Consider the following 22,488-nt stretch of genomic DNA (forward strand, 5'->3'; position numbering starts at 1 on the left):
CTCGATCGTCGCGCCGCGGCCGTGTGACTCGGCGCCGGATCCATCAGTCGGTGGACGGCGGTCCGGACGGGAGCACCTGGGGAGGACGGGCCTCCCGGCCTACCGCTGCGTGCCGAGGACGGCCGCCGTCACGCCGCTGTCGTCCCAGCCACCGCCGCTCTCGGCGAGCACACGGCCGTCGGTCATGCGCAGCAGCAGCGAGTCGGACGCACCGCCGACGATCGTCGTCGCCGAACCGGACGGGCGGTTGAGCGTCGTCGAACGCCCGCCGATGGTCGACGACGTCACGGTCGAGCCGGTCGCGGTGGAGCCGAGCGACGCCACCTCGAGGTCGCTCTGCCACGTCGCGTCGACCGGGGTGCCCGCGGCGACCGGCACCCGGACGGGTGCGCCGAGCGCGGTCGGCTGCTTCTGCGAGTTCCGGAGCACGCCCATGACGTACAGGGCGGCACCCTCGTCGGTGTCGATGAGCGCGAGTGCCCGGGTGGCGTCCCGCGACACGCGGAACGCGACGAGTCGGCCGTCGGGCAGGCTCGACGAGATCGGGTGCGGATCGCCCTCGAGCCCGTACGCGACGACCGACCGGGGGTCCGCCGCCTGGGCCGACCACACGAAGCCCTCGTCGTCGATGGACGGCGCGACGAGACCGCTCCGCGTGTCCACCTGCACGGGAGCGCTCGAGCCGGACCGGACGGCGTCCACGCCGTCGGCCGTGCCGACCGCGGCGGAGGTGCCCGCCGCCGTCACCTCGAGTGACGTCGGGTCGAGGCCGCGGATCTTGTCCGCGATGCCGGCGAGTTGGTCGACGGCTCCCGCGGCTGCGTTGCCGACGGCGTTCTTCGCGACGACGAGCGGCCGGGCGTCGACGTCGGGGTCGCGTTCGGCGTTCGTGCCCGTCGAGTCGGGCACGTCGAGGCTCGTGCCCTCGACCGTGATCGTCACGGACGAGATGCTCGCGACCGACGCCAGACTCGCGGTGAGCTGCTCGCGCATCCGGACCTTCTCGACCGTGGTCGCTTTCAGCGCGTCACTCGTCAGGTCGACCTGGGCCGACCCGCTCTCGATCGTCACGGCGTTGAGGGACAGCTGCGTGCCCTCGGGGAACGCCGTGACGACCGCTCCCTTGAGCCACTCGCTCGGCCCGGCGAGCAGCGCGCTCGCGATCCGCGTGCTCGTCGACGACCGGGCGAGGAACCACCGTTCCTCGGGCACGAGGTAGTGGTACGTCGGGTCGTAGAAGTACAGGGCGTGCGCCTGGAACACCGACTCGAAGCTGACGGGCGACAGGATGATCCCGCCGGGCGCGTAGCTGATCCGCCACTGCCCGTGTTCCTTGCGGAACTGGAACGTCAGCGTCGACGTCGCGTCGCTGTCGGCCTGCGTGTACTCGCCGTCGGCATCCACCGTGGCCGACACCGTCATGGTGTACGAGAGCCGACGGTCCCCGGTGCGCGCGACGGTGCCGCTCCCCTGGCGGACGGTCACACTCTGCCGCGGGTTCCACCGCTGCGCGAACCCCGTCGTCAGGAACTCCCGTGCCACCGCGTAGTTGTCCTGGGCACCGGTGGCCGCGTCGATGAACTGTCGGAGGACGGTCTCCTGGTCCGAGCCCTTGACCGGCCCGTTCGGGCGGTAGTCGACGCCGGACGGCGCCTGGTCCTCGACGCGGCCGCCCTTCTGCACGGCACCGCCGGTCGGGATCGCGGCGCAGGCGGTGAGCACGACGAGCACGAGCGTCGCGACGAGCGCGGTGAGGACGCGCCGGGTCACCGCTGCGGCCCTCCGTCACCGTCGGCGGGGACGGCCGGGAGGCGCGGCTCGTCCTCCAGGTCGTCGAGCGCGGGCAACGGGATCACCGACCGCGTCACCGCGTCGCCAGCGCGGCGCGGGAGCGTCAGCACGAACACCGATCCGACCGTCGGCCGCGACCAGACGTCGATCCGCCCGCCGTGCAGGTGTGCGTCCTCGAGGCTGATCGCGAGCCCCAGGCCGGTCCCGCCGATGGTCCGCTGTCGACTCGGGTCGGCCCGCCAGAACCGGTCGAACACGCGCTCGACGTCCTGCGGGGGCATCCCGACGCCCTGGTCGCGCACGGCGATCGCGACCGTGTCGGCGTCGCTGTCGACCACGACCTGCACCGGCTTGGCCTCGCCGTGCTCGATCGCGTTCCCGACGAGGTTGCGGAGCACGCGCCGGATCCGTCGTCCGTCGGCCTGCACGACGACGTGGCCGCCCGGTGTGGCGACCTGCAGCTCGACTCCGGCCGACTCGGCGAGCGGCCGGAACTCGTCGACGATGTCGGTCGCGAGCGCCGCCGGCACGACGGGCTCCGTCTCGAGCTGCACCGCCTGGGCGTCGTACCGCGAGATCTCGAGCAGGTCCGCCAGCAGCAACTCGAACCGGTCGATCTGGGTGTGCAGGAGCTCGCTCGACCGGGCCACCGCTGGTTCGAACGCGTGCCGGGCGTCGAACAGGACGTCGCCCGCGAGCCGGATGGTCGTCAGGGGCGTGCGGAGCTCGTGGGACACGTCCGACACGAACCGCTGCTGCACGCGGGACAGCTCGGCGAGCTGGGTGATCTGCCGGCTCATCACGTCGGCCATGCCGTTGAAGCTCGTGGCGAGGATCGCGATGTCGTCCTCGCCCCGCACGGGGATGCGTTCGTCGAGTCGACCGGCGGCGATCTTGCGGCTCGTCTCGGCCGCGACGCGCACCGGGCCGACGACGAGGCGGACGACGAGCGACGTGACGAGCGCGATGAGCACGACGAGCGCCACGCCGCCGACGGACAGCGTCTGCGACACGAAGTCCAGCGTCTTCTGCGCGTCGCTGAGGTCGTAGACGAGGTACAGCTCGTACTGCCCGGCGCTCGGGATCTGGAGCGTCGACCCGACCGCGAGCCCCGGTTCCCGTCGTCCGCCGTCCTCGAGCGCGACCGCCTGCAGCCGGAGCGCACCGGAGTCCTTCGCGACGGCCTTCCGCAACTCGGGCGTGATCACCGAGTCCGGGAAGTCGGGGCTCGCGATGTTCTGCAGCGTCTGCGTGGTGGACTGCCCCGGGGTGCGGAGGATGGCGATGCTCGTGCCGCCGGGACTCGTCGTGGTGGTCAGGATCGAGGTCTGCGCCTCGTTCTGCAGCGTCTCGAGCTCGACCTGGTTGTTGTCCTCGGCGGCGGTGGCGGCATCGAAGATGTTCTGCGCGAGGACCGTCGCGCGTTCCGACTCGGCCTCGATCTGGTCCCGCCGCTGGGCGTAGACGTTGTTCGTGATGCTCAGGGTGATCGCGGTGCCGATGACGCTGACCGCGAGCCCGGTCGTCAGGACCGTGATGGCGACCGCGCGGAACAACAGGGACCGTCGCCAGAGGAACGCGACGGCGCGCCACCCCCGCCGGATCCATCGCCGGGTGCGCCGCCACACCTGCCGGACGGTGACCACCCCGGGGGACGTGACGGATGTCGGCGTCGCACGGGCCGCGGGCCTGGCCAACGGCTAGCCCTGCGAACCCGCCCGGTAGCCGACGCCGCGCACGGTGGTGACGATGCGCGGGTTGTCCGGGTCGTGCTCGATCTTGGCGCGCAGCCGCTGCACGTGGACGTTGACCAGTCGCGTGTCCGCCTTGTAGTGGTACCCCCACACCTGCTCGAGCAGCATCTCGCGCGTGAACACCTGGTTCGGCTTCTCGGCGAGGGCGCGCAGCAGGTCGAACTCGAGCGGGGTGAGTGCGATCGGGGTGCGGCCGCGGCGGACCTCGTGCCCGGGGACGTCGACCGTGAGGTCCCCGACGGTGAGGACGGCCGCGTCGCTCGCCACCGGGCGCAGGCGCGTGCGGATGCGCGCGACGAGCTCCTTCGGGTTGAACGGCTTGACCACGTAGTCGTCGGCACCGTTCTCGAGGCCGGACACGACGTCGGCGGTGTCGCCCTTGGCGGTGAGCATGATGATCGGCGTGCCGCTCTCGGCACGGATCCGGCGACAGACCTCGATCCCGTCGACACCCGGCAGCATGACGTCGAGCAGCACGAGGTCCGGTCGCGTGCTCTGGAAGGCCTCGAGCGCGTCGGTGCCGTCCTCGCTGAACTCGAGCTCGAACCCCTCGGACCGGAGGACGATCCCGATCATCTCGGCGAGCGCCTGGTCGTCGTCGACGACGAGGATGCGCGGGCTCATGGTCCCCCTCAGGATCGGTGGTGCCGGACGTGGCGACGCGCCCGTGCTGCCACCATAACCGAGGGACCCGGTCACGACGGCCGGGCGCGGCGGGGCGGCTGTCCGCGGGGATCGCCGCCGCGCCGCCGGGACGTCAGTAGCGGTAGTGCTCGGGCTTGTAGGGGCCCTCGACCGGCACGCCGATGTAGTCGGCCTGTCGGGCGTCCAGCATGGTCAGCTCGACGCCGAGCGCGTCCAGGTGCAGTCGTGCGACCTTCTCGTCGAGGTGCTTCGGCAGCACGTACACGTCGGTCGGGTACGCCTCGGGTCGGGTCCAGAGCTCGATCTGCGCCAGCACCTGGTTCGTGAACGAGTTGCTCATGACGAACGAGGGGTGGCCGGTCGCGTTGCCGAGGTTCATGAGCCGCCCCTCGCTGAGGACGAGGACGCTCCGGCCGTTCGGCAGGCGCCACTCGTGCACCTGGGGCTTGATCTCGATCCGCTCCGCCCCCTCGAGCCGCTCGAGTCCGGCCATGTCGATCTCGTTGTCGAAGTGGCCGACGTTCGCGACGATCGCCAGGTGCTTCAGCCCGAGCATGTCGTCGACCGTCACGACGTCCACGTTGCCCGTGCAGGTCACGACGATGTCGACCTGGTCGAGGACGGATTCGAGCCGGGCGACCTGGAAGCCGTCCATGGCCGCCTGGAGCGCGCAGATGGGGTCGACCTCGGAGACGATGACGCGGGCACCCTGTCCGCGGAGCGCCTCGGCCGCGCCCTTGCCGACGTCGCCGTAACCGACGACGAACGCGACCTTGCCGCCGATGAGGACGTCGGTGGCCCGGTTGAGGCCGTCCGGCAGCGAGTGCCGGATGCCGTAGCGGTTGTCGAACTTCGACTTCGTCACGGAGTCGTTGACGTTGATGGCCGGGAACCGGAGGACGCCGGCGCGCGCGAGCTCGTACAGACGGTGCACGCCCGTCGTGGTCTCCTCGGTCACCCCGCGCAGCTCGGCCGCGATCCGGGTCCACCGGTCGGGCGAGGTCGCGAGCGACTCGGCGATCGTGCGGAGGACGACGAGACGCTCGGCCGCGGCGTCGGACGCCGGTTCGGGGACGGCTCCGGCGGACTCGGCGTCCGCACCCTCGTGCACGAGCATCGTGGCGTCGCCGCCGTCGTCGAGGATCATGTTCGGCCCGATCCAGTCGGCGCCCTCGGCCGCGGCCTCGGCCGACCAGTCGAAGATCCGGTTCGTACACCACCAGTACTCGTCGAGGGTCTCGCCCTTCCAGGCGAACACCGGGACACCGGCGGGGGCGTCCGGGGTGCCCGTGGGGCCGACCGCGACCGCCGCGGCCGCCTCGTCCTGCGTCGAGAAGATGTTGCAGCTCGCCCAGCGCACGCGGGCACCGAGCGCGACGAGGGTCTCGATGAGCACGGCCGTCTGCACGGTCATGTGGAGCGATCCCGCGATCCGCGCACCCGCGAGCGGCTGCGACGCACCGAACTCCTCGCGCAGTGCCATGAGGCCGGGCATCTCGTGCTCGGCGAGGCGGATCTGGTGTCGGCCGGCCTCGGCGAGCGTCAGGTCGGCGACGCGGTGGGGCAGCGCGGTCTGCATGTCGGTGGGCATGACCACCAGTCTCCCACCCTCCGGCCGGGAGGCACGTGGCGGGCTCGCACCGCGCCTCCCGGCCGGCGGGCGGTGGCGACCGCCGGGCGACTGACCCGGCCGGCGTCAGTCGCGCCCGAGGGGCGCGCGGCGCACCACCTGCCACCCCCGTGGGACCGAGAGGCGTTCGGCGTGCCGGCCGCAGAGGTCGTACCCGTGCGGCTCGACCCGGATCGACAGCGGTCCCACGACGACCATGGAGTCGGCGTAGTCGTACGTCAGGGTCGCCACGGCCCCCGCCCCGCAGGCGACCTTGCTGCAGATCCGCACGTCCATCTCCCGCCCAACCTACCGGGCACCCGGCAGTACCATGGCCGCATGGTCCGCCGACGCCCCCTCGTGACGCCCGTCGACCGGGCCCGCGGTCGCTCGCGGCACGGCCGGGGCGGGCGCTCGTCGGTCACCGGGCCCGACCTCGCGCCCGTGGTCACCCGGGCCGAGGCGTTCGACCGCATCGTCGGCGACACGGCGCACTACCTGGTCGAGCTGTGGCCCGACGAACTGCGCGGCGTCGTGTTCCAGGTGGCGGACATGCCGTCGACGGCGACCGAACCCGACCCGGCGGACCGCACGGTGCCACGCTGGCGCATCGACCGACGGCCGGACCGCGTGACGATCTACCGGATCCCGGTCGAGCGGCTGACGCACCTGCCCGAGAAGGACGACGTCGACCGCCGGATCGTCGTCGAGACCGCGGTGTTCCGGGCGGTCGCGGAGCTCCTCGACAAGGACCCCTGGGACCTCGCCCCGGACCGGTACCGGCACCTCTGACCCCGTCCCGCCGATCAGGGGTAGACGGTGATCGGCGTCGACGCGGTGGCACCCGGGCGCAGCGGGAACCCGGCGATCCCGGCGTCGCCCGCGTAGGACACTCCCGCGACCAGCCCACGGACACCGCGGAGCGTGAGCGCGGTGCTCGTCGGCACCGTCGTGTCCGCCGTCGTCCCCGCGGCGACCGTGACGGTCGTGCGCTCCCCGCCCGCCGCCATGGTCACCGTGGCGTCGGAGGTCGTGGGGTTGACGAGCGTGAGGCGGGCGCCGGGACCGTCGACGACGTCGACGAGGGTGGTGCCCGTGAGCGTCGGCGCGGACGCGAACCACCCGAGGTCGGTCCGGCCGTCGGTCGTCGGCGTGCTCGTCCGGGCCCCGGCGACGATCGGCACGTCCGCGGTGACCGTCACCGTGTACCGGCCGTCGGTGAAGTCGTCGAGGGGCACGTCCGTCACGACGCCGCCGTCCGCCGTGGCCTGGACCGTGGTCCCACCGCCGTCCGCGGTCGTCAGGGCCATGGTCAGGTGCGCACTCGCGTCACCCGGCACGAACACGCGGACCACCGGTGCTGCGTCGGCGGTGTCGTCGCCGTGCTGCGCGCCGTCCGTGTCGCGGAGCACGACCCCGGGGATCGTCTGCGTCCGGGACGGTGTCGCCGCCGCCTGCACGACGTCGGCCCCACCCGGGGTGAGGGTCCGCACGATGCTCTCCTGCATGGTGGCGACGATCTGACCGCCGGAGGACGTCACGTGCACGACCGGCGACGCCGCGTCGGAGACGAACCCCGCCAGCGGCACGACCTTCTGCGTGTTCGGCGCGACGACGATGCCGGTGGTGCCGGGCGCCGACACCTTGCCCGTCGTCGTGAAGACGTCGAGGTCCACGGTCGCGTTGACGTCGGTGGGGTTCGCCAGGGTGACGATGCTCGTCCGACCGGTCTCGGTGGAGCCGCCGACGAGCCAGGTCGACGTCGACGGGTCGTCGCACGAGGCGGCGGCGAGGCCCGCGACCTCGTCACCGTCGGCCTCCTGGATGCCGCTCCCGGCGACGGTCGGGGTGGTGCGCCCGGCGCGTGCCGTGACGACGGTCGGGTCCGAGCCACCGCTGCTCGCGGCGGCCAGGGTCGACCGGTGCACCTGTCCCGTGGTCGACGCCGCGGCGACGGTCTCGTGGCCGATCCGGGAGGCCGTGGTCGCGTCCGCACCGGACGCGTCGGCCAGCTGGAGGAGGCCGCCCGCGCACACCCGGGAGGCGTCCGCGGGGACGGGGGTCACGGTCCGCCCGGCGGGTCGCGCCGTGATGCCGGTGAGGTCCGCGGCGTGCGCCGCGCCGATGGTGCCCGCAGCGACGAGCACGGCGACGAGCGCGGCGCTCCCCCGGACCGCCCATCGGCGTCCGTTCCGCTGACCGTTCGTGGGCTGCTGGGTCATTCGCGCTCCTCGTCGAAGGTGGTCGCGGGTTCGTCGGCCTCGATCACGTGCGACACCGCCCGCCGTCGACGCGGCCCCGTGGGGATCGCGAGGAGTGCGGTGGCGCCGAACACGACGCCGAGGACGACGAGGAACAGCGCGTGGGCGGCGGACGCCGCGGCGGTTCCCGTGGCGGGCCGGTCGACGCGGCCGTCGTAGCTCCACAGGACGCCGGTGCCGGTCGCGCCGATGCTCGTGAACCGGGCGTCCTGGCCGATGGAACCGGCGGCGCGGTCGTGCAGTGCCTCGGCGGCTCGGGAGTCGGGTCCGTCCGCGAGCAGGACGAACCGCACGCCGAGCCGGCGGAGGTCCTCGCGCGGGTCGAAGCCGCTCCGACTGGCGAGGTTCGCCGCGAGCGTCGTCAGGCGCCGGTCGTCCGGACTGAGGCGGTGGGCGGTGGCCTGGACCGTCGACTGGTCGTCGAGCGTCGCCCCCTGCCCGCGCTCCAGGGACACTCCGAGCGTGCCGTCGCGCTGCGGGGTCAGGACGAGCGTGCCGACGTCGGGGTTCGTCCGTGCCTCCGCGTTGACGTAGGCGCTGATCACGCGCCCCGTGGTCGGGCTGATCGCCGCCGTGCCGAGGTACAGACCGGCGAACACCGGCGCGACCGTCACGCCCGTGAGCACCGCGGCGACGAGTCCCAGACCGGGCGCGAGTCGCGGCAGCGTGTCGAGCCCGACCACCGCGGCGACGACGAGCGCGAACCAGGACACGCTGAGACCGCTGCCGGGCCACACGATGGTCGTGGTGGACCCGACGCCGGACAGGGCGAGGTGCGTGGCGCCGAAGGCCGTGAGGTACCCGACGAGCGCGAACCCGAGCGCGACCGCGGCGAGGTGCCAGCGTCGGCCGAGCAGCGCACCGATGGCGGTCGCGCCGACCGGGAGCGCGAGCACCGCGAGCGCGATCGGGAGGACCGTGGTGGCGAACCCGGCGGCGTGCGACGCCGTCGTCCACCCGTTCCAGTCCGGGAGCGGGGATCCGATCGCCAGCTGGAGCGCCGACGGCGCCCGGGTGGCGTCGGGCACGCCGGGGTCGGCGAGGACGCCGAGCGGCGTGCCCGCGCGGAGCTGCGTGATCACGAGGGGGGCGAACAGCACGACCGCGGGCAGCGGGATCGCGATGCGCCGGAGGAGGTGCCGCCAGCCGAAGGCGAGGGACGCCAGCCACGTCAGCACGAGCACCGGGATGAGCGACGGGGCGCTCGCGAGCACGGCTGCGAACAGCAGCGCGGCGCCCGCCGACGACGCCCAGGACCGATGGGCGCCGAGGAGTGTGAGGAGCAGCCACGGCAGGAGCACGTGCGCGATCACGGCGCCGACGTGCCCGCTCATCACGGCCGTCACGAGCGACGGCGAGAGCGCGTACAGCGTCGCACCGACGACCGGCACCCAGACCCGCGTCGTGAGCCGGCGCGACGCGAACCACCCGCCGAGGGCCGACAACGGCACCGCGAGCAGCATGACGAGCACGATCGACGTGGACGGTGACCAGAACGTGAGCGTGCCGAGCACCGCGAGCACCGCCGCGAACGGGTCACTCGGCCCCGTGAACCCGGTCCCGATCGTGTGCCATCCGTACCCGACGTTCTGCCAGAGCCGACCGACCGTCGTGCTGAGCGGCAGCAGCCCGCCGCCCGTCAGCGCGGGTGCCCCGAGCAGCGGGCCGAGCAGCACCGCCGTGACGACCGCGGCGGCGAGGACGGTCCACAAGCCGCCGTCGCCGAGGAACGACGCGCGGGGCACGGCGGCGTCCTCGACCCGGGCGAGCTCGAGGTCGCGCGCGGTGACCCGGTGCTCCCGGACGCGGCCCAGACTCACGCGGAGCGGCTCGACGGCGGCCCAGCCGACCCGGCGGTTCCGCGCGAGGGTCCGTCGTGCCCGTCCCACGCCACCGCCGAAGGCCACGGCGACGGCGGCACCGATCTCGGCACCGACGGCACCGGGGTGCTTCGCGACGAGGCGCCCGACGCTCCGGACGATCGCGAGCGGCACGAGCGACAGCCAGTGGAGCCAGAGGACCGCGGCCGGTGCGTACACGAGACGCCGGTGCAGCTGGGCCTGCCGCCGGAAACGGAGGCGACGGGTCTCGGACACCGACCGTCGTCCGAAGTCCTCGGGGCCGCCGGCGCTCGTCACCCGGGCCTCGGGCACGACGCTGACGCGGTGGCCGGCGAGCCGCGCCCGGACGCAGAAGTCGAGCGCGGCGTCGACGTGCGGCAGTCCCGGGTCGAAGCCGCCGAGCGCGGTCCAGACGGAACGGCGGACGAGCATCCCGGCGGCACCGACGCCGAGCACGTCCGCGTGCGCGTCGTGCTGTCCCTGGTCGAGCTCGTCGGCGACGAGGACCGTCGACCGTCCGAAGCGGGTCATGCTCTCGCCGAACTCCCGGATGCGCATGGGCTCCTGGGCGACCATGACCTTCGGCCCGGCGACCGCGACGGACGGCGCGATCTCGACCGCAGCGAGGAGCTCGGCGAGCGCGGTCGGCGCGGGGGCGTTGTCGTGCCCGATGAGCCACAGCCACTCGTCGACGGACTCGTCGGGTGCGGCGTGCGGTGCGACGCGCTCCCCCTGGGCCACCGCCTCCCCGAACGGCCGACCGGCCGGGATCCGTGCGAGCTGCGCGGACCCGCCGAACGAGAGCTCGTCGGTCGAGCCGTCGGTGGACCCCACGTCGACGACGACGAGGGCTTCCGGGGGGCGGGTCTGGGCGGCGAGCGCGTCCAGGGTCCTGTCGAGGAACTCCGCGCCGTTGGCGCAGACGAGGATCGCGGTGACTCTGGGCTGCATGACGCCGGTCACTCTACGTCCGGTCCGGAGCGGCTCCCGGGAGGCGCGGCGCGCGTTTCGGAGACCGCTCCCGCCGAAGCGGATCCGGTGCCGACGACCGGACTACGCGCGCTTGCGCAGCTTCCGTCGTTCGCGCTCGCTCATGCCGCCCCAGATGCCGAACCGCTCGTCGTTCTCGAGCGCGTACTCGAGGCACTGGGAGCGGACCTCGCACGAGGTGCAGATCTTCTTGGCCTCGCGCGTCGAGCCGCCCTTCTCCGGGAAGAACGCCTCGGGGTCGGTCTGCGCGCACAGCGAGTCGACCTGCCAGGCGAGCGGGTTGTCCCCCTGGTCCTCGCCGGCACGACGGACCCCGGGGACGCCGAGGTCGACGGGGTCGACGTGCCAGTCGTCCGGGACGCCGGACCGGAAGTCGGAAGCGTTCACCCTGATCACCCCTTGCTCCACCGCTGAACGGTCGTGTTGGCCACGGTCGCGGCGAGCGCCGCAGCACTAATTACACAGGTGTGATTCGCTGAGGTCAAGTCGGCGGATCATAAAACCGTCGACCTCGTATCGAAGGTCATGTCCCCCGTTCTGGCGTGTCGCGCGGCGCGTCGTCCGTGGTGTACGGGGCCGCCGGACGGCGGTCAGGAGGCGTTTCGGCGGGCTTCCCAGGCGCTCGTCACCATCTCGTCGAGCGAGTGGCGCATGGCCCAGTCGAGGTCGCGCGCGGCGAGTTCGCCGGTCGCGACGATGCGTGCCGGGTCACCCGGACGGCGGGGCGCGACGGTGGGCTCGAAGTCGATCCCGGTGCCCCTGGCCATGGCCGTCATGATCTCGCGCACGGACACACCGTCACCGCTGCCGAGGTTGTACGCACGCTCGAGCCGGTCCCCCGCGTCGAGGCGCTGGGCGGCCACCGCGTGCGAGTGGGCGAGGTCCGCGACGTGGATGTAGTCACGGACGCACGTGCCGTCGGGCGTCGGGTAGTCGTCGCCGTTGATCCGCGGCGTCCGTCCGGCCAGCAGCGCGTCGAACACGAGCGGGAACAGGTTGTGGGGGCTCGCGTCGTACAGATCGGGTCCACCGGAACCGACGACGTTGAAGTACCGCAGGCTCGTCGTGCGGAACCCGGCCGCGACCTCCATGTCGTGGAGCAGCCACTCGCCGATGAGCTTCGACTCGCCGTACGGGGACTCCGGCGCCTTCGGGGTGTCCTCGACGACGACGTCGACGTCGGGGGTGCCGTACACCGCCGCGCTCGACGAGAACACGACCCGGTCGACACCGCGGTCCGCCATCGCACCGAGCAGCGTCGCCATGCCGGTGACGTTCTGCTCGTACGTGTGGAGGGGACGCTCGACCGAGACGCCCGCGTACTTGAACCCCGCGACGTGCACGACACCGGTGACACCGTGCTCGTCGATGGCGTGCCGCACGAGGTCGCCGTCGAGGATCGTGCCCTGGACGAACGGGACGTCCTCGGGGACGAACGACGCGAACCCGCTGGAGAGGTCGTCGAGGGCGACCGTCTCGAGCCCCGCGGCCCGCAGGGCGCGTACGACGTGGGAACCGATGTACCCGGCACCGCCGGTGACCAACCAACTCATGGCGCTACCGTACCGGGACGGCGCGCCCCGACCGCGGCTCAGGCGGGGGTGGCGATGAAGACGGTGGCGGCGCCGCCCCCCGCGGCGTCGGTCTCGACGGTGACCGTGCCCTCGTCGGGCGTGACGTAGCAGGACTCCCCCCGGCGCAGCATGGTCGCCGACCGTGCTCCGACGAGGGTCACGGCGCCCTCGGTGCAGATCGCGATGGACGGTCCGCCGAGCGGCACGACCCCGCCGGCGCCCAGCCCGGCCGTGGCACCGGCGCTCGACACGCGGACGAGTGCGAACCCGACGCCCGCGGGTGCGAACCGGTCCACACCCGGCGCGACGGGCTCGGGCGTGAGCAGCGGCGGCGGCCCCGGCGTGAAGTCGAGCACGTGCAGCAACTCCGGCACGTCGACGTGCTTCGGCGTCAGACCACCGCGCAGGACGTTGTCCGACGGCGCCATGAGCTCGATGCCGAGGCCCTCGAGGTAGGCGTGGATGTTGCCCGCCGGCAGGTAGAGGGCCTCGCCCCGGGCGAGCGAGACCCGGTGCACGAGCAGGGCGACCGCGACGCCCGGGTCGTCCGGGTACGACGCGGCGAGGTCGACGACGGTCGCGGTGTTCGGCGTCGGGTCCTCGACGGCGGTCGCGAGTTCCCCGAGCACACGCACGAGGGAGCGCGCGTCGTCGTCCGCGGTGACGAGCCAGCGGACGGTCTCCTCGAGGCCCTGGTCGCGCAGCCGGTCGGCGAGCGGCGCCGTGCGACCGGTCCCGCCGTCGATGCGGACGATGTCGGCGAGCGCCTCGTCCACCGGGCGGAACCCGCTCAGGGCCTCGAACCGCTCGCTCAGCGCGACGACGAGCTCGGGCTTCGGGTACGGGTCCTTGTAGTTGCGCTCCCCGGCGTCGACGGGGATCCCCGCCGCCTCCTCGCGCGCGAACCCGTCGCGGGCCTGCTCGGGCGTGGGGTGCGCCTGCAGTGACAGCGGTGCCGCGGCGGCGAGCACCTTGAGCAGGAACGGGAGGCCCTCGGCCCCGCCACCGAGCGCGGCGTCCGGTTCCTCGCGGATCCAGTCGGCGAGGGTGTCCGCACCACCGACCATCGCCGGGTTCACCACGACGCTCGGGCTGCCCGGGTGCGCTCCGAGCCAGAGTTCGGCCTGCGGCTGACCGGTGACGGTGCGGCCGAGGAGTTCGGGGATCGCGGTGCGGGAGCCCCAGGCGTAGTCGCGCGGGGTGTTCGTGATGCCGAGGAACATGGCTCCGACCATATCGGCAGGGGCCGACGGCAGTGGTCCCGGGCCCGCGGCCCGGTAGCCTCGTCGTCGTGACGAACACCTGGCCGTGGACCCGCGGACGCGTCCCGGAGCGTGAGGCGTTCGGCTTCGCCGCCACCGTGCTCTTCATCGTCTTCACGGGCGACGGCATCCCGAACACCATCAGCTGGATCGGATGGGCGGTCGTCTGCGCCGGCGCGGGTGCCTGGGGGGTCGCGATCGCGATCCGGGCCCGGCCGTCGTTCCGGCGCACGCCGAACGCCCTGTGGGTGTACATCGCGTGGTGCCTCGTGAGCGTCGCGTGGTCGCACTGGCGGGTCGCGACGACCGCGAGCATCGCCGCGCAGCTCCTCTGCGCCCTCATGGCGGTCGTCATCGCCTCGACCCTGAGCTGGCGGCGGATCCTCGACGCGCTGAGCCTCGCACTCCGCTGGGTCCTCGCCCTGTCCCTCGTGTTCGAGGCGGTCGTCGCGGTCCTCGTCCGCCACCCCGTCTACCCGGTGTGGACGCACTACGGTGGCCGGCACGTGCCGGCCGCGTTCGCGTTCTCGCGGGCGGAACTGTTCACCGGCGGACGCATCCAGGGCCTCCCGGGCAACGCGAACCTCCTGGCCATGGTGGCGTTGCTGGCCGCGATCGCGGTCGGCGTGCAGCTCGCCGAGGGGCGCATGCGGCGCGTGCGCGCGACCGGCTGGCTCTCGGTGGCCGCGGTGGTGTTCCTGCTCACCCGCTCCTCCACGGTGGTGGCCGCCGCGGCCGTGACCGCGCTCGTGCTCGCCGGTGCGCTCGTGATCCGTCGCGTGCCCACCGGACGACGGACTCCGCGGTACCTCGCCGGGCTCGCGATCGCGGTCGTGCTCGCCGGCCTCGTGGCGCTGCTCTGGCGGCCGGTGCTCGCGCTGGCGGGCAAGAGCCCGGACCTGACCGGACGCGGGGAGATCTGGCGGGCGGTGTGGGGCCTCGTCGAGCAGCACCCCGTGCTCGGGTGGGGGTGGCTCGGGTACTGGTGGCCCGCCATCGAGCCGCTGAACCACCTCGCCGTGCGCAACGGCGTCACGTACCTGCAGGCGCACGACGCGTTCCTCGACGTCTGGATGCAGACCGGCGTCGTCGGGGTGGTCCTGTTCGGCCTCGCCGTCCTCACGACGCTCGTGCGGTCGTGGGCGAGCGCCACGGCGTTCAGCTACGACGCCGACCACCGCCCGCGGGCGTTCGCGCCGGTCTCGCTGCTCGCCCTGCTCGTCGTGGTGGCGCTCCTCGTGCAGAGCGTCACGGAGTCCCGGCTCCTCTACGAGGGCGACTTCATCCTCTTCGTGCTCGTCGCGGTGAAGACCCGGATCGTGGCCGTCGGCGACGAACCGCCGTCGATCGGGGACGGGCCGCGTGTGCCGGTCCGCAGCCGGTCCTTCCGTCGTGCCGCGGCCGGCCGCTGACCCGCGACCGGCTACGGTTGACGCCGACCCCGCCCCCGTCCGAGAGGACCCCATGACCGCGCCGGCCGTCCTGCGCTCCCGTCCGCACCCGCTCGAGGTCGTCGGCATGGTGCTCGCCACCGTGCTCCTCACGGTCCTGAGCGCCGCGGACAAGCTCACCTGCTCCAAGGGCGTCTTCGCCTCGAACGGCGCGAGCACCGACCCGTACCAGGACGTCGTCCGCAAGGCCTGCTACTCGGACGTGCTGTCGCTCTGGGGCAGCCGGGGGCTCATCGCGCACCTCGTGCCCTACGTGCACGGGACGTACACGGCCGACCCGCCGGCGGTCCACGGCGGCACGGTCGAGTACCCGGCACTGACGGGCCTGTTCGTCTGGCTCACCGCACTTCCGGTGTCCACCGACGTCGGGTTCCTGCTCGTCACCACCTGCGTGTTCGCGGTCGTCGGCGTGCTCGTGACGCTCCTCCTGGTGCGTGTCGCCGGTCGGCGGGCCTGGGCCTGGGCAGCGACGCCGCCGCTCGCGCTCTACGCCCTGTACAACTGGGACGTCTTACCCGTCCTGATGACCGCGCTCGGGATCGCGCTCGTCGTCGCGGGCCCGCGGCGCTGGTCGACCACCACCCGCGTGCTCCTCGCGGCCGCCGCGTTCGGGGTCGGCGGCGCGCTCAAGCTCTACCCGATCATGTTCGTGCTCCCCCTGGCCCTCGCGGTGCTCACCGACGGACGCGGTCGGACGATCGGTCGGCGTCTCCTCCGGGCCCTCGCGCCCATCGGCGTCGCGGTGGGGGTCGTCGCGGTCGTCAACGTCCCGCTCGCGGTCGTCAACTTCACCGGGTGGTTCTCGGTCTTCCGGTTCCAGGCCGCCCGCAACATCGATCGCGCGACGCTGTCGATCTGGTACTGGGGGCTCCGTCCGTGGTCCGACGACGGCACCGAGCACATCCAGCACCTCATGAGCGCGGCGTCGACCGCCGCGACCGCCGTCGGCATCGTCGTCGTCGTGGTCGTGAGCCTGCTGCTCGCACGCGGCGGTCGACCCTACCCCTGGCTGCAGACGAGCGCGGCGCTGCTGTGCGTGTACATGGCGTTCAACAAGGTGGACTCGCTGCAGTACACGCTCTGGCTGCTGCCCTTCTTCGTCACGGTGCGGATCCGCGTCGGTTGGATCGCCGCGTACCTCGTGGCCGACCTGTGCGCGTTCGTCGGGTGGTTCCGGTGGCTGTACTACCTGACGCTCGGGCATCCGGCCGGGACCACGTGGGCCGACCAGGCGCTCGCACTCGGCGTCTGGGGACGGGCGGTGCTGCTCGTCTGCATGGTCGTCGCGTTCCTGGCGTCACCGACGGCGCGCCTGCGGGGCACCGCGGACCCAGCGCTGCCGGAGCGCGGCTGGACGGACCGAGTGGCGGACACCGGGGACGGCGGCGCCCACGCGGAGCTCAGCGGCGCCGACGCCCGAACCGGCGCTGCAGTCCCCACTGCGTGACCCGCGCCATCGCCTCGAGCACGATCGCTCGGCTCATCTTCGAGGTGCCGAGCACGCGGTCGCGGAACTCGATGGGGCGCTCGACGATGCGGCCCCCCGCGTCGTGCACCCGTAACGTCATGTCGACCTGGAAGCAGTAGCCCTTCGAGTCGATGGTGTCGAGGTCCATCTGCGAGATCGCGTCGGCGCGGTACACGCGGAAGCCGGCGGTGATGTCGTGGACGTCGAGCCGCAGCATCCACCGTGCGTACCAGTTCCCGCCGCGGCTCAGGAGCTCCCGCGACCGCGGCCAGTCGACCACCGATCCCCCCGTGACCCAGCGCGACCCGATCGCCAGGTCGACGCGGGCGGCGGCGGGTGCGTCGGCGACCGCACGGACGAGGTCCGGGAGCGCGGACGCCGGGTGCGACCCGTCCGCGTCCATCTCGACGAGCAGGTCGTACCCACGCTCGATCCCCCATCGGAACCCCGCGACGTAGGCGGTGCCCAGGCCGAGTTTGCCGCTGCGGCGCATCAGGTGCACGCGATCGTCCCCCGCCGCGATGGCGGCCACGATGTCCGCGGTGCCGTCGGGGCTGCCGTCGTCGACGACGAGCAGGTGCGCCTCGGGCACCACCCCGAGGACCCGTTCCGTCACGGCGGTGATGTTCTCCGCTTCGTCGTAGGTGGGGACGATGACGAGCGGACGGACGGACGACGGCATGGTGCGGACGGACTCCTCGGACGCGAGCGTGGACGGTCGAGCGTATCCCATGCTCGGTCACGCGCCCGGGAACGGCCGCCGTGCCGCGTGGTCCGGGCCGCGGCGCTCCGGGTACGAGATGATTGGTCCGTGAGCTCAGCACCCGGACGCCGTGTCCTGGCGCGCCGGTACGTGTCCGCGTGGATCGGGTTCTCCGCCGGCGGCCGGTTCTCCCAGGCGCTCGCGACCGTGATCGTGGTGTTCGCGTTCGGGTCCCCGACCGTCCACGTGCTCGTCGGCGCGGCCGGCACCGGTGCGGTCCTCGTGTCCCTGGTGGTCCTGGCCGGTCTCAGCCTGCTCGGGCAGCGCTACCGGATCGACTGGCACGGCGTGCTCCCGTTGAGCCTGCTCGGCCTCGTCGGGTACATGGCGCTCAGCGTCCTGTGGAGCACGTACTCCTGGTCGTCCCTGCGCGGGTTCGCGTCCACGATCGGGTTCGTGTCCCTCGGGCTGTACCTGGCGCTCGGACGCGACCTCGTGCAGGTGGTGCGCGCCTCGGGCGACGCGCTCCGGATCCTCGTCGTGACGTCACTCGGGCTCGAGGTCCTGAGCGGCCTCGTGCTCGACGTCCCGATCCCGGCGCTCGGGATCACCGGCGACATCGCCTACGGCGGCCCGATCCAGGGCGTCGGCGGCACCCGGAACTTCATGGGGTTCATCGCGGGCATGGCGCTCGTGACGTTCGTCATGGAGATCCTCACGCACAGCGTCACCCGGTGGCGGGGCATCGCGTCGGCCGCGCTCGCCCTCATCACGCTCATGCTCGTCCAGTCCCCGATCACGGGCATCGCCATGATCGCACTCGCGGTGGCGGCGCTCGCGATCGTCGCGCTCCGCCGGGCACCGCTCCCCCGCCGTCCCGGCATCAACGCGGCGCTCGGTGTGCTCCTCCTCGCCGCCGTCGTCACGGGGATCGCGCTGCGTCACCCGTTGCTCCGCGGGATCGGAGCGGCCGAGGGCACCGCCACCCGCATCGCCCTCTGGTCGCGGATCCGGATCCTCATCGAGGCGTACCCGATCCAGGGCTGGGGCTGGGTGGGCACCTGGCCGACCGACGTGTTCCCGTTCGACACGCTGCTGACCGAGTCGGGTCGCCCGTTCGGTTCCGGCCTCAACGCCCTCGTCGACGCCTGGTTCCAGATCGGGCTCGCGGGCATGCTCGTCCTCGTCGCGACCGCCGGACTGGCGTTCGCGCGTGCCTGGGTCACCGCCACGACGTTCCCCGGGGTCGCCTACGTGTGGCCCGCCGTCGTGCTCGTCCTCATCGGCGTGACGAGTGCGGCCGAGAGCTACCTGCTCCACGGCGCGGGGTTGATGATGTTCGTCACCGTGCTCGTGATCACCGCGCGACGCCGGTCCTGGCGCTCACGCCTCCGGCGCCCCTGAAGCCCGTGCACCGGTGCCCCCGCGGCGTCCGCCGGTGCGTGGGTGCACGCGCCGTGGGTGCACCCGTCGTCGGCTAGTGCTCCAGCCAGGTGCACGGCACTGCCGCCACCCACCCGGTCGGGGCCTCGAGGAGTCGTGCCGGCTGCGCGGGTCGGACGTCGCACTCCGCGGTCCACGCCGTCACCTGGTCCGACCACAGCGGCCCGGCCTCGCGCTTCTGGCCGTCGACGGGCGCGTTCAGAGCGAACGCCACGGCCACCCCGGCGGCGACGACTCCGGCCACGGCGAGGAGGCCGACCCGCAACACCCGACGCCGTGCCGCGACCGCGCGGGCCGCGAGGACGTCGGCGGCGACGAGGACCGCGGCGAGCAGGAACATCGAACTCGGCGCACCGTAGCGGATCGTCCAGACGGTCCGCAGCTGCGCGGTCGTGTACTCCGCGTACTCGTAGACCGTGTTGGCGTTGAGGTACACCGACCCCGCCCAGACGAGGAGCGAGCCGTACAGCAGCACGACGATCGCGCCGCGCTGCCACCAGCCGCCGAGCACCACGCCGAGCACGAGCAGGGCGAGGACGAGCAGCGCCGGCACGACGAGGACCACGAACCCGTGGATCGCCGCCTCCGTCCCGACGTCCGCGATGTTCCACGTCGCGGTGCCGCCGACGACCTCGAGGAGGTAGCCGACGACCATGTCGGCCACCGAGACGGGCACGTGCTCCGAGGCGGTCCGCGCGTTGGACAGCGTCGTCAGGACCTGTGCACCGGTGCCGATGACGGCACCGGCGACGACGGGCCACTTGCGACGTGAGCGGATCCCGACGAGGAGGACGGGCAGGAACGCGATCGACTGGATCTCCGAGAGACCGATGAGCACCGCGACGACCGCCAGCACCCCGGAGTGCCACCACGACCGGACGACGACCCCGAACACCCACGGGGCGAGGAACAGGAGGTACGAGTGGATGTTGGCGGCGTTGCCGGAGATCTCGATCGGGGCCAGCGGGAGCAGCACGGGCACGAGACCGAGGAGCACCCGAGCCACCCAGGACCGGACGACGGCGCCGGACAGGACGAACACGCCCGCGCCCGCGGCCGCGGCGACGGCACAGCAGAGGGCCGTGTCGACCTCCGCGAAGCGGCCGGGTGACGCCACGTGCTCCGCGAGGGCGATCACGGCACGCGGGACGACGTGCAGGTACCCCTGGTAGGGCACGAGGAGCGACCCGACGGTGCCGTGGGTGAACAGGTCCTGCAGGAAGAAGCGGCCGTCCTCGGCCCAGAGGGTCCCCCGGCTCTCGGGAGTGAGCCGGAACCAGGCGACGAGCGTGCCGACCGCCCACAGCGCCACGGCGCCGATCGCGACGACGACAGGGTGGACCGTCCGGTTCCTGAGCACCGCACGATCATGCCAGACCGCTCACCCGCTCCGTCGCCACGGCACGGCGAGCGTGTCCCGCGGCCTCACCCGCGCGGGGCGGGCCGGTCTCCCGCGGCCGCACCCGCGCACGCCGCGGTCAGCGGACGGTGACGGTGCTGCAGCCGAGCGTCGGGTTGCTGCCGCCGGTCGCGTCGATCGCGTAGACGCACACCCGGTGGCTGCCCTTCGCGGCCGGGAGCGTGGCGTCGAACCCGTGCGCCGTGCCGATCCCGCTGAAGGAGCGGGCGACGTCCGGTCGGCTGGTCGACGCGGTCAGCGCGGTCGCGCGGGTGTCGACGTACACGTGGACCGCGATCGACGTCGTCGGTGCGTCCGGGTCGAACGTCCACCCACGGACGTGGACGCCGCCGGTCACCGCCGCGACCTGGTCGAGGCTCCCCTTCGGGGCCTGGTTGACGACCGAGACGGTCCGACAGCCGAGGCTGGTGTCCGATCCGGCGCCCGTGTTCACGGCGGTCACGCAGACGGTGTGCGACCCGTTGCCGGCCGGCACCGATGTCGAGAACCCGTGTGCGGCCCCGTACACCGGGTAGAGCCGCGCGACGTCCGAGCGTGACGCGGAGGCCGTCACCCGCTGCGCCTTCCCGTCGACGGTCACCGTGACGGCCACCGGACCGGTGGTGTCCCCGTCGAGGGCCCAGCCCGCGACCGCGACCGAGTTCGTCGTGGTGGTCACGCCGTCGAGCGACCCCGTCGGGCTCGAGCCCGGGACGTGCACGGTGCTGCACGACCCGATGAGCGCGTTCGAGCCCTCGTCGACGTTGATGCCGTAGACGCACACGGTGTGGGTGCCGGCGGTCGCCGGGAGCGTCTCGTCGAACCCGTGCGCGGACCCGAGCCCCGAGGCGCGACCGACGTCGGACCGCGCGCCGGACGCGAGGGTGGTCGTGTGCGTGTGGTCGACGTAGACGGCCACACGGATGGAGTCCGACGTCTGGGGATCGAGCGTCCACCCGCGGACGCGGATGCCGCCCGGCGACGCCTGCGCCTGGTCCACCGCGCCGATCGGGGACGCGCTCGTCACGGTCAGCGTCCGGCACCCGAGCGCCGTCGTCTGGCCGCTGCCCACGCCGACCGCGGTCACGCACACCTGGTGACTCCCCGCGGCGGCGGCGAGCGTCCGGGAGAAACCGTGGTCCGAACCCCGGCCCGGGTAGGCCCTGCCGACGTCCGCGCGCGTCTGGTCGGCCGTCATCGTCGTGGGGCTGCCCCCGTCCACCGTGACCCGGACCCGGATCGGGTCGTCGACGTCGCCGTCCATCGCCCAGCCTCGGACGCTCAGCTCGTCGAACCCGCCGGTCGCCCCGTCGAACGACCCGACCGGCGACGCCGCGCCGGCCGTCGGGTCGCCGAACCAGTCGTTGTACAGGCGCCAGAAGTTCCGGTTGCCGTACGCCGAGCACGCGTCCCCGGTGCCGTAGAGGTTCGCCAGCGCCGCCGCGTTCGGCGTGTACGGCGTGTAGTAGTAGAGGTCGGCGGTCGCCTGGTCGGTGATCGTGACCGACTTGGTGCCGCACGAGGTCGGGACGTCGTACTGCACCGCGGCGGTCGTGCCGGGTGCGTACCAGGTGAAGTACTTGCTCGTGCCGGTGGGGTTCGCGTACCGCTTCCACTGCCAGGCGGCCCAGTACACCTGGTTGCCGACCCCCGAGTACGCCGGGTCGCAGGCGCCGTTCGTCGTGTCCGGGCAGGCGTAGCCCATGGCCCGCGAGAGCACGCCCGACGAGGGCTTCTGTGCGGTGCTGCCCGACACGAGTCCCTGCTCCTTCTGCAGGGTCACGAGGATCACCTTGGGGCTGATGCCGCACGCGACCGCCACCCGGGTGATGATCGTCGCCGCGCTCAGGCCCGATCCGCCGGTGACCGCCCCGCACATGGGGTCGGCGGCGTGCGCGTTCAGCGACGACGTGCCGACGTTGAGGCACGAGGTCGACTTGCACGTGCCGATCTGGTCGTCGAGGAACGACTGGACCGCCGACGCGGACATCGCGTCCCCGTCGAAGAAGTTGGCGTCCGAGATGATGTTCCCCGCCTGGAACGACGACCCGCTGAGCGCGCGGGCGGCTTCCTCCCCGGGCGAGCGCGGTGCGACCTGGAACCCGACGAGCACGGTGGCCAGGGCGAGCACCGCCAAGACCGTCGCCAGGAGCTTGTTCACGTCGTCGGTCTCCTCTTCGCCGGTGGCGTCGGTGCTGGTCCGGTCCGCGGGCGCGGCGATCATCGGATGGGGTCGCATGACCACATCAGGTCCTCAGGGTCACTTCAGGCTACGGGAACCACTCCAGTCACACAGC

At 73.0% G+C, this 22,488-nt stretch carries 17 protein-coding genes; 4 read left to right on the forward strand and 13 right to left on the reverse strand.

The window, feature by feature from the left end:
- Nucleotides 1–99: 99 nt before the first annotated feature.
- The 5 genes from DEI86_RS07835 to DEI86_RS07855 form a co-directional block, all read right to left on the reverse strand.
- Nucleotides 100–1,770 (reverse strand): LpqB family beta-propeller domain-containing protein, encoded by a 1,671-nt coding sequence (locus DEI86_RS07835; RefSeq protein ID WP_111009559.1) that lies wholly within the window; start codon nucleotides 1,768–1,770, stop codon nucleotides 100–102.
- Nucleotides 1,767–3,419 (reverse strand): MtrAB system histidine kinase MtrB, encoded by a 1,653-nt coding sequence (mtrB, locus tag DEI86_RS07840; RefSeq protein ID WP_111036638.1) that lies wholly within the window; start codon nucleotides 3,417–3,419, stop codon nucleotides 1,767–1,769. The genes DEI86_RS07835 and mtrB overlap by 4 nt, the downstream gene beginning before the upstream one ends.
- A 72-nt stretch (nucleotides 3,420–3,491) precedes the next feature.
- Nucleotides 3,492–4,169: an MtrAB system response regulator MtrA gene (mtrA, locus tag DEI86_RS07845; protein WP_111009558.1), complete on the reverse strand. Its 678-nt coding sequence runs from the start codon at nucleotides 4,167–4,169 to the stop codon at nucleotides 3,492–3,494.
- A gap of 133 nt (nucleotides 4,170–4,302) precedes the next feature.
- A complete protein-coding gene (gene ahcY, locus DEI86_RS07850; protein WP_111049330.1) occupies nucleotides 4,303–5,781 on the reverse strand; it encodes an adenosylhomocysteinase in 1,479 nt (492 codons plus the stop codon).
- Nucleotides 5,782–5,886: 105 nt separating this feature from the next.
- A complete protein-coding gene (locus DEI86_RS07855; RefSeq protein WP_111009557.1) occupies nucleotides 5,887–6,096 on the reverse strand; it encodes a DUF3499 family protein in 210 nt (69 codons plus the stop codon).
- Nucleotides 6,097–6,138: 42 nt separating this feature from the next.
- On the opposite strand from DEI86_RS07855, the gene DEI86_RS07860 reads away from it, so the two are divergent.
- Complete coding sequence (locus DEI86_RS07860; protein WP_111049238.1) at nucleotides 6,139–6,591, forward strand: metallopeptidase family protein; 453 nt, start codon at nucleotides 6,139–6,141, stop codon at nucleotides 6,589–6,591.
- 14 nt (nucleotides 6,592–6,605) lie between these two features.
- Here the strand turns inward: DEI86_RS07860 and DEI86_RS07865 are convergent, their stop codons facing one another.
- The 5 genes from DEI86_RS07865 to manA form a co-directional block, all read right to left on the reverse strand.
- A complete protein-coding gene (locus tag DEI86_RS07865) occupies nucleotides 6,606–8,021 on the reverse strand; it encodes a DUF5719 family protein (RefSeq protein WP_111049239.1) in 1,416 nt (471 codons plus the stop codon).
- Entirely contained in the window at nucleotides 8,018–10,852 is a 2,835-nt protein-coding gene (locus DEI86_RS07870) for a glycosyltransferase family 2 protein (protein ID WP_146244883.1), read from the reverse strand. Before DEI86_RS07870 ends, DEI86_RS07865 begins: the two co-directional genes overlap by 4 nt.
- 102 nt (nucleotides 10,853–10,954) lie before the next feature.
- Nucleotides 10,955–11,278 carry a WhiB family transcriptional regulator gene (locus tag DEI86_RS07875; protein WP_111009635.1) on the reverse strand — a complete coding sequence of 108 codons (324 nt, stop codon included), beginning with the start codon at nucleotides 11,276–11,278 and terminating at the stop codon, nucleotides 10,955–10,957.
- Between the two features lie 203 nt (nucleotides 11,279–11,481).
- Nucleotides 11,482–12,444 (reverse strand): UDP-glucose 4-epimerase GalE, encoded by a 963-nt coding sequence (gene galE / locus DEI86_RS07880; RefSeq protein ID WP_111009553.1) that lies wholly within the window; start codon nucleotides 12,442–12,444, stop codon nucleotides 11,482–11,484.
- 38 nt (nucleotides 12,445–12,482) lie between these two features.
- Nucleotides 12,483–13,688: a mannose-6-phosphate isomerase, class I gene (manA, locus tag DEI86_RS07885; protein WP_111049331.1), complete on the reverse strand. Its 1,206-nt coding sequence runs from the start codon at nucleotides 13,686–13,688 to the stop codon at nucleotides 12,483–12,485.
- A 68-nt stretch (nucleotides 13,689–13,756) separates the two neighbouring features.
- Between manA and DEI86_RS07890 the strand changes: the two genes are divergently transcribed.
- Complete coding sequence (locus DEI86_RS07890; RefSeq protein WP_146242877.1) at nucleotides 13,757–15,139, forward strand: O-antigen ligase; 1,383 nt, start codon at nucleotides 13,757–13,759, stop codon at nucleotides 15,137–15,139.
- Between the two features lie 52 nt (nucleotides 15,140–15,191).
- Nucleotides 15,192–16,625 carry a hypothetical protein gene (locus tag DEI86_RS07895; RefSeq protein ID WP_111049241.1) on the forward strand — a complete coding sequence of 478 codons (1,434 nt, stop codon included), beginning with the start codon at nucleotides 15,192–15,194 and terminating at the stop codon, nucleotides 16,623–16,625.
- On the opposite strand, the gene DEI86_RS07900 is transcribed toward DEI86_RS07895, so the two are convergent.
- Nucleotides 16,579–17,328 (reverse strand): polyprenol monophosphomannose synthase, encoded by a 750-nt coding sequence (locus tag DEI86_RS07900; protein ID WP_111036640.1) that lies wholly within the window; start codon nucleotides 17,326–17,328, stop codon nucleotides 16,579–16,581. The two genes, DEI86_RS07895 and DEI86_RS07900, sit on opposite strands and share 47 nt — an antisense overlap.
- A gap of 129 nt (nucleotides 17,329–17,457) precedes the next feature.
- Here DEI86_RS07900 and DEI86_RS07905 point away from each other — a divergent pair, with 129 nt between their 5' ends.
- Complete coding sequence (locus tag DEI86_RS07905; RefSeq protein ID WP_111026185.1) at nucleotides 17,458–18,753, forward strand: O-antigen ligase family protein; 1,296 nt, start codon at nucleotides 17,458–17,460, stop codon at nucleotides 18,751–18,753.
- A gap of 73 nt (nucleotides 18,754–18,826) precedes the next feature.
- On the opposite strand, the gene DEI86_RS07910 is transcribed toward DEI86_RS07905, so the two are convergent.
- Both DEI86_RS07910 and DEI86_RS07915 read right to left on the reverse strand, forming a co-directional pair.
- Nucleotides 18,827–20,152 (reverse strand): hypothetical protein, encoded by a 1,326-nt coding sequence (locus DEI86_RS07910; protein ID WP_111036595.1) that lies wholly within the window; start codon nucleotides 20,150–20,152, stop codon nucleotides 18,827–18,829.
- A 118-nt stretch (nucleotides 20,153–20,270) separates the two neighbouring features.
- Nucleotides 20,271–22,430 carry a hypothetical protein gene (locus tag DEI86_RS07915; protein ID WP_146244884.1) on the reverse strand — a complete coding sequence of 720 codons (2,160 nt, stop codon included), beginning with the start codon at nucleotides 22,428–22,430 and terminating at the stop codon, nucleotides 20,271–20,273.
- Between the last annotated feature and the right edge of the window lie 58 nt (nucleotides 22,431–22,488).

Origin of the sequence: Curtobacterium sp. MCBD17_028 (assembly GCF_003234875.1) — a bacterium.
Classification (GTDB): Bacteria; Actinomycetota; Actinomycetes; order Actinomycetales; family Microbacteriaceae; genus Curtobacterium.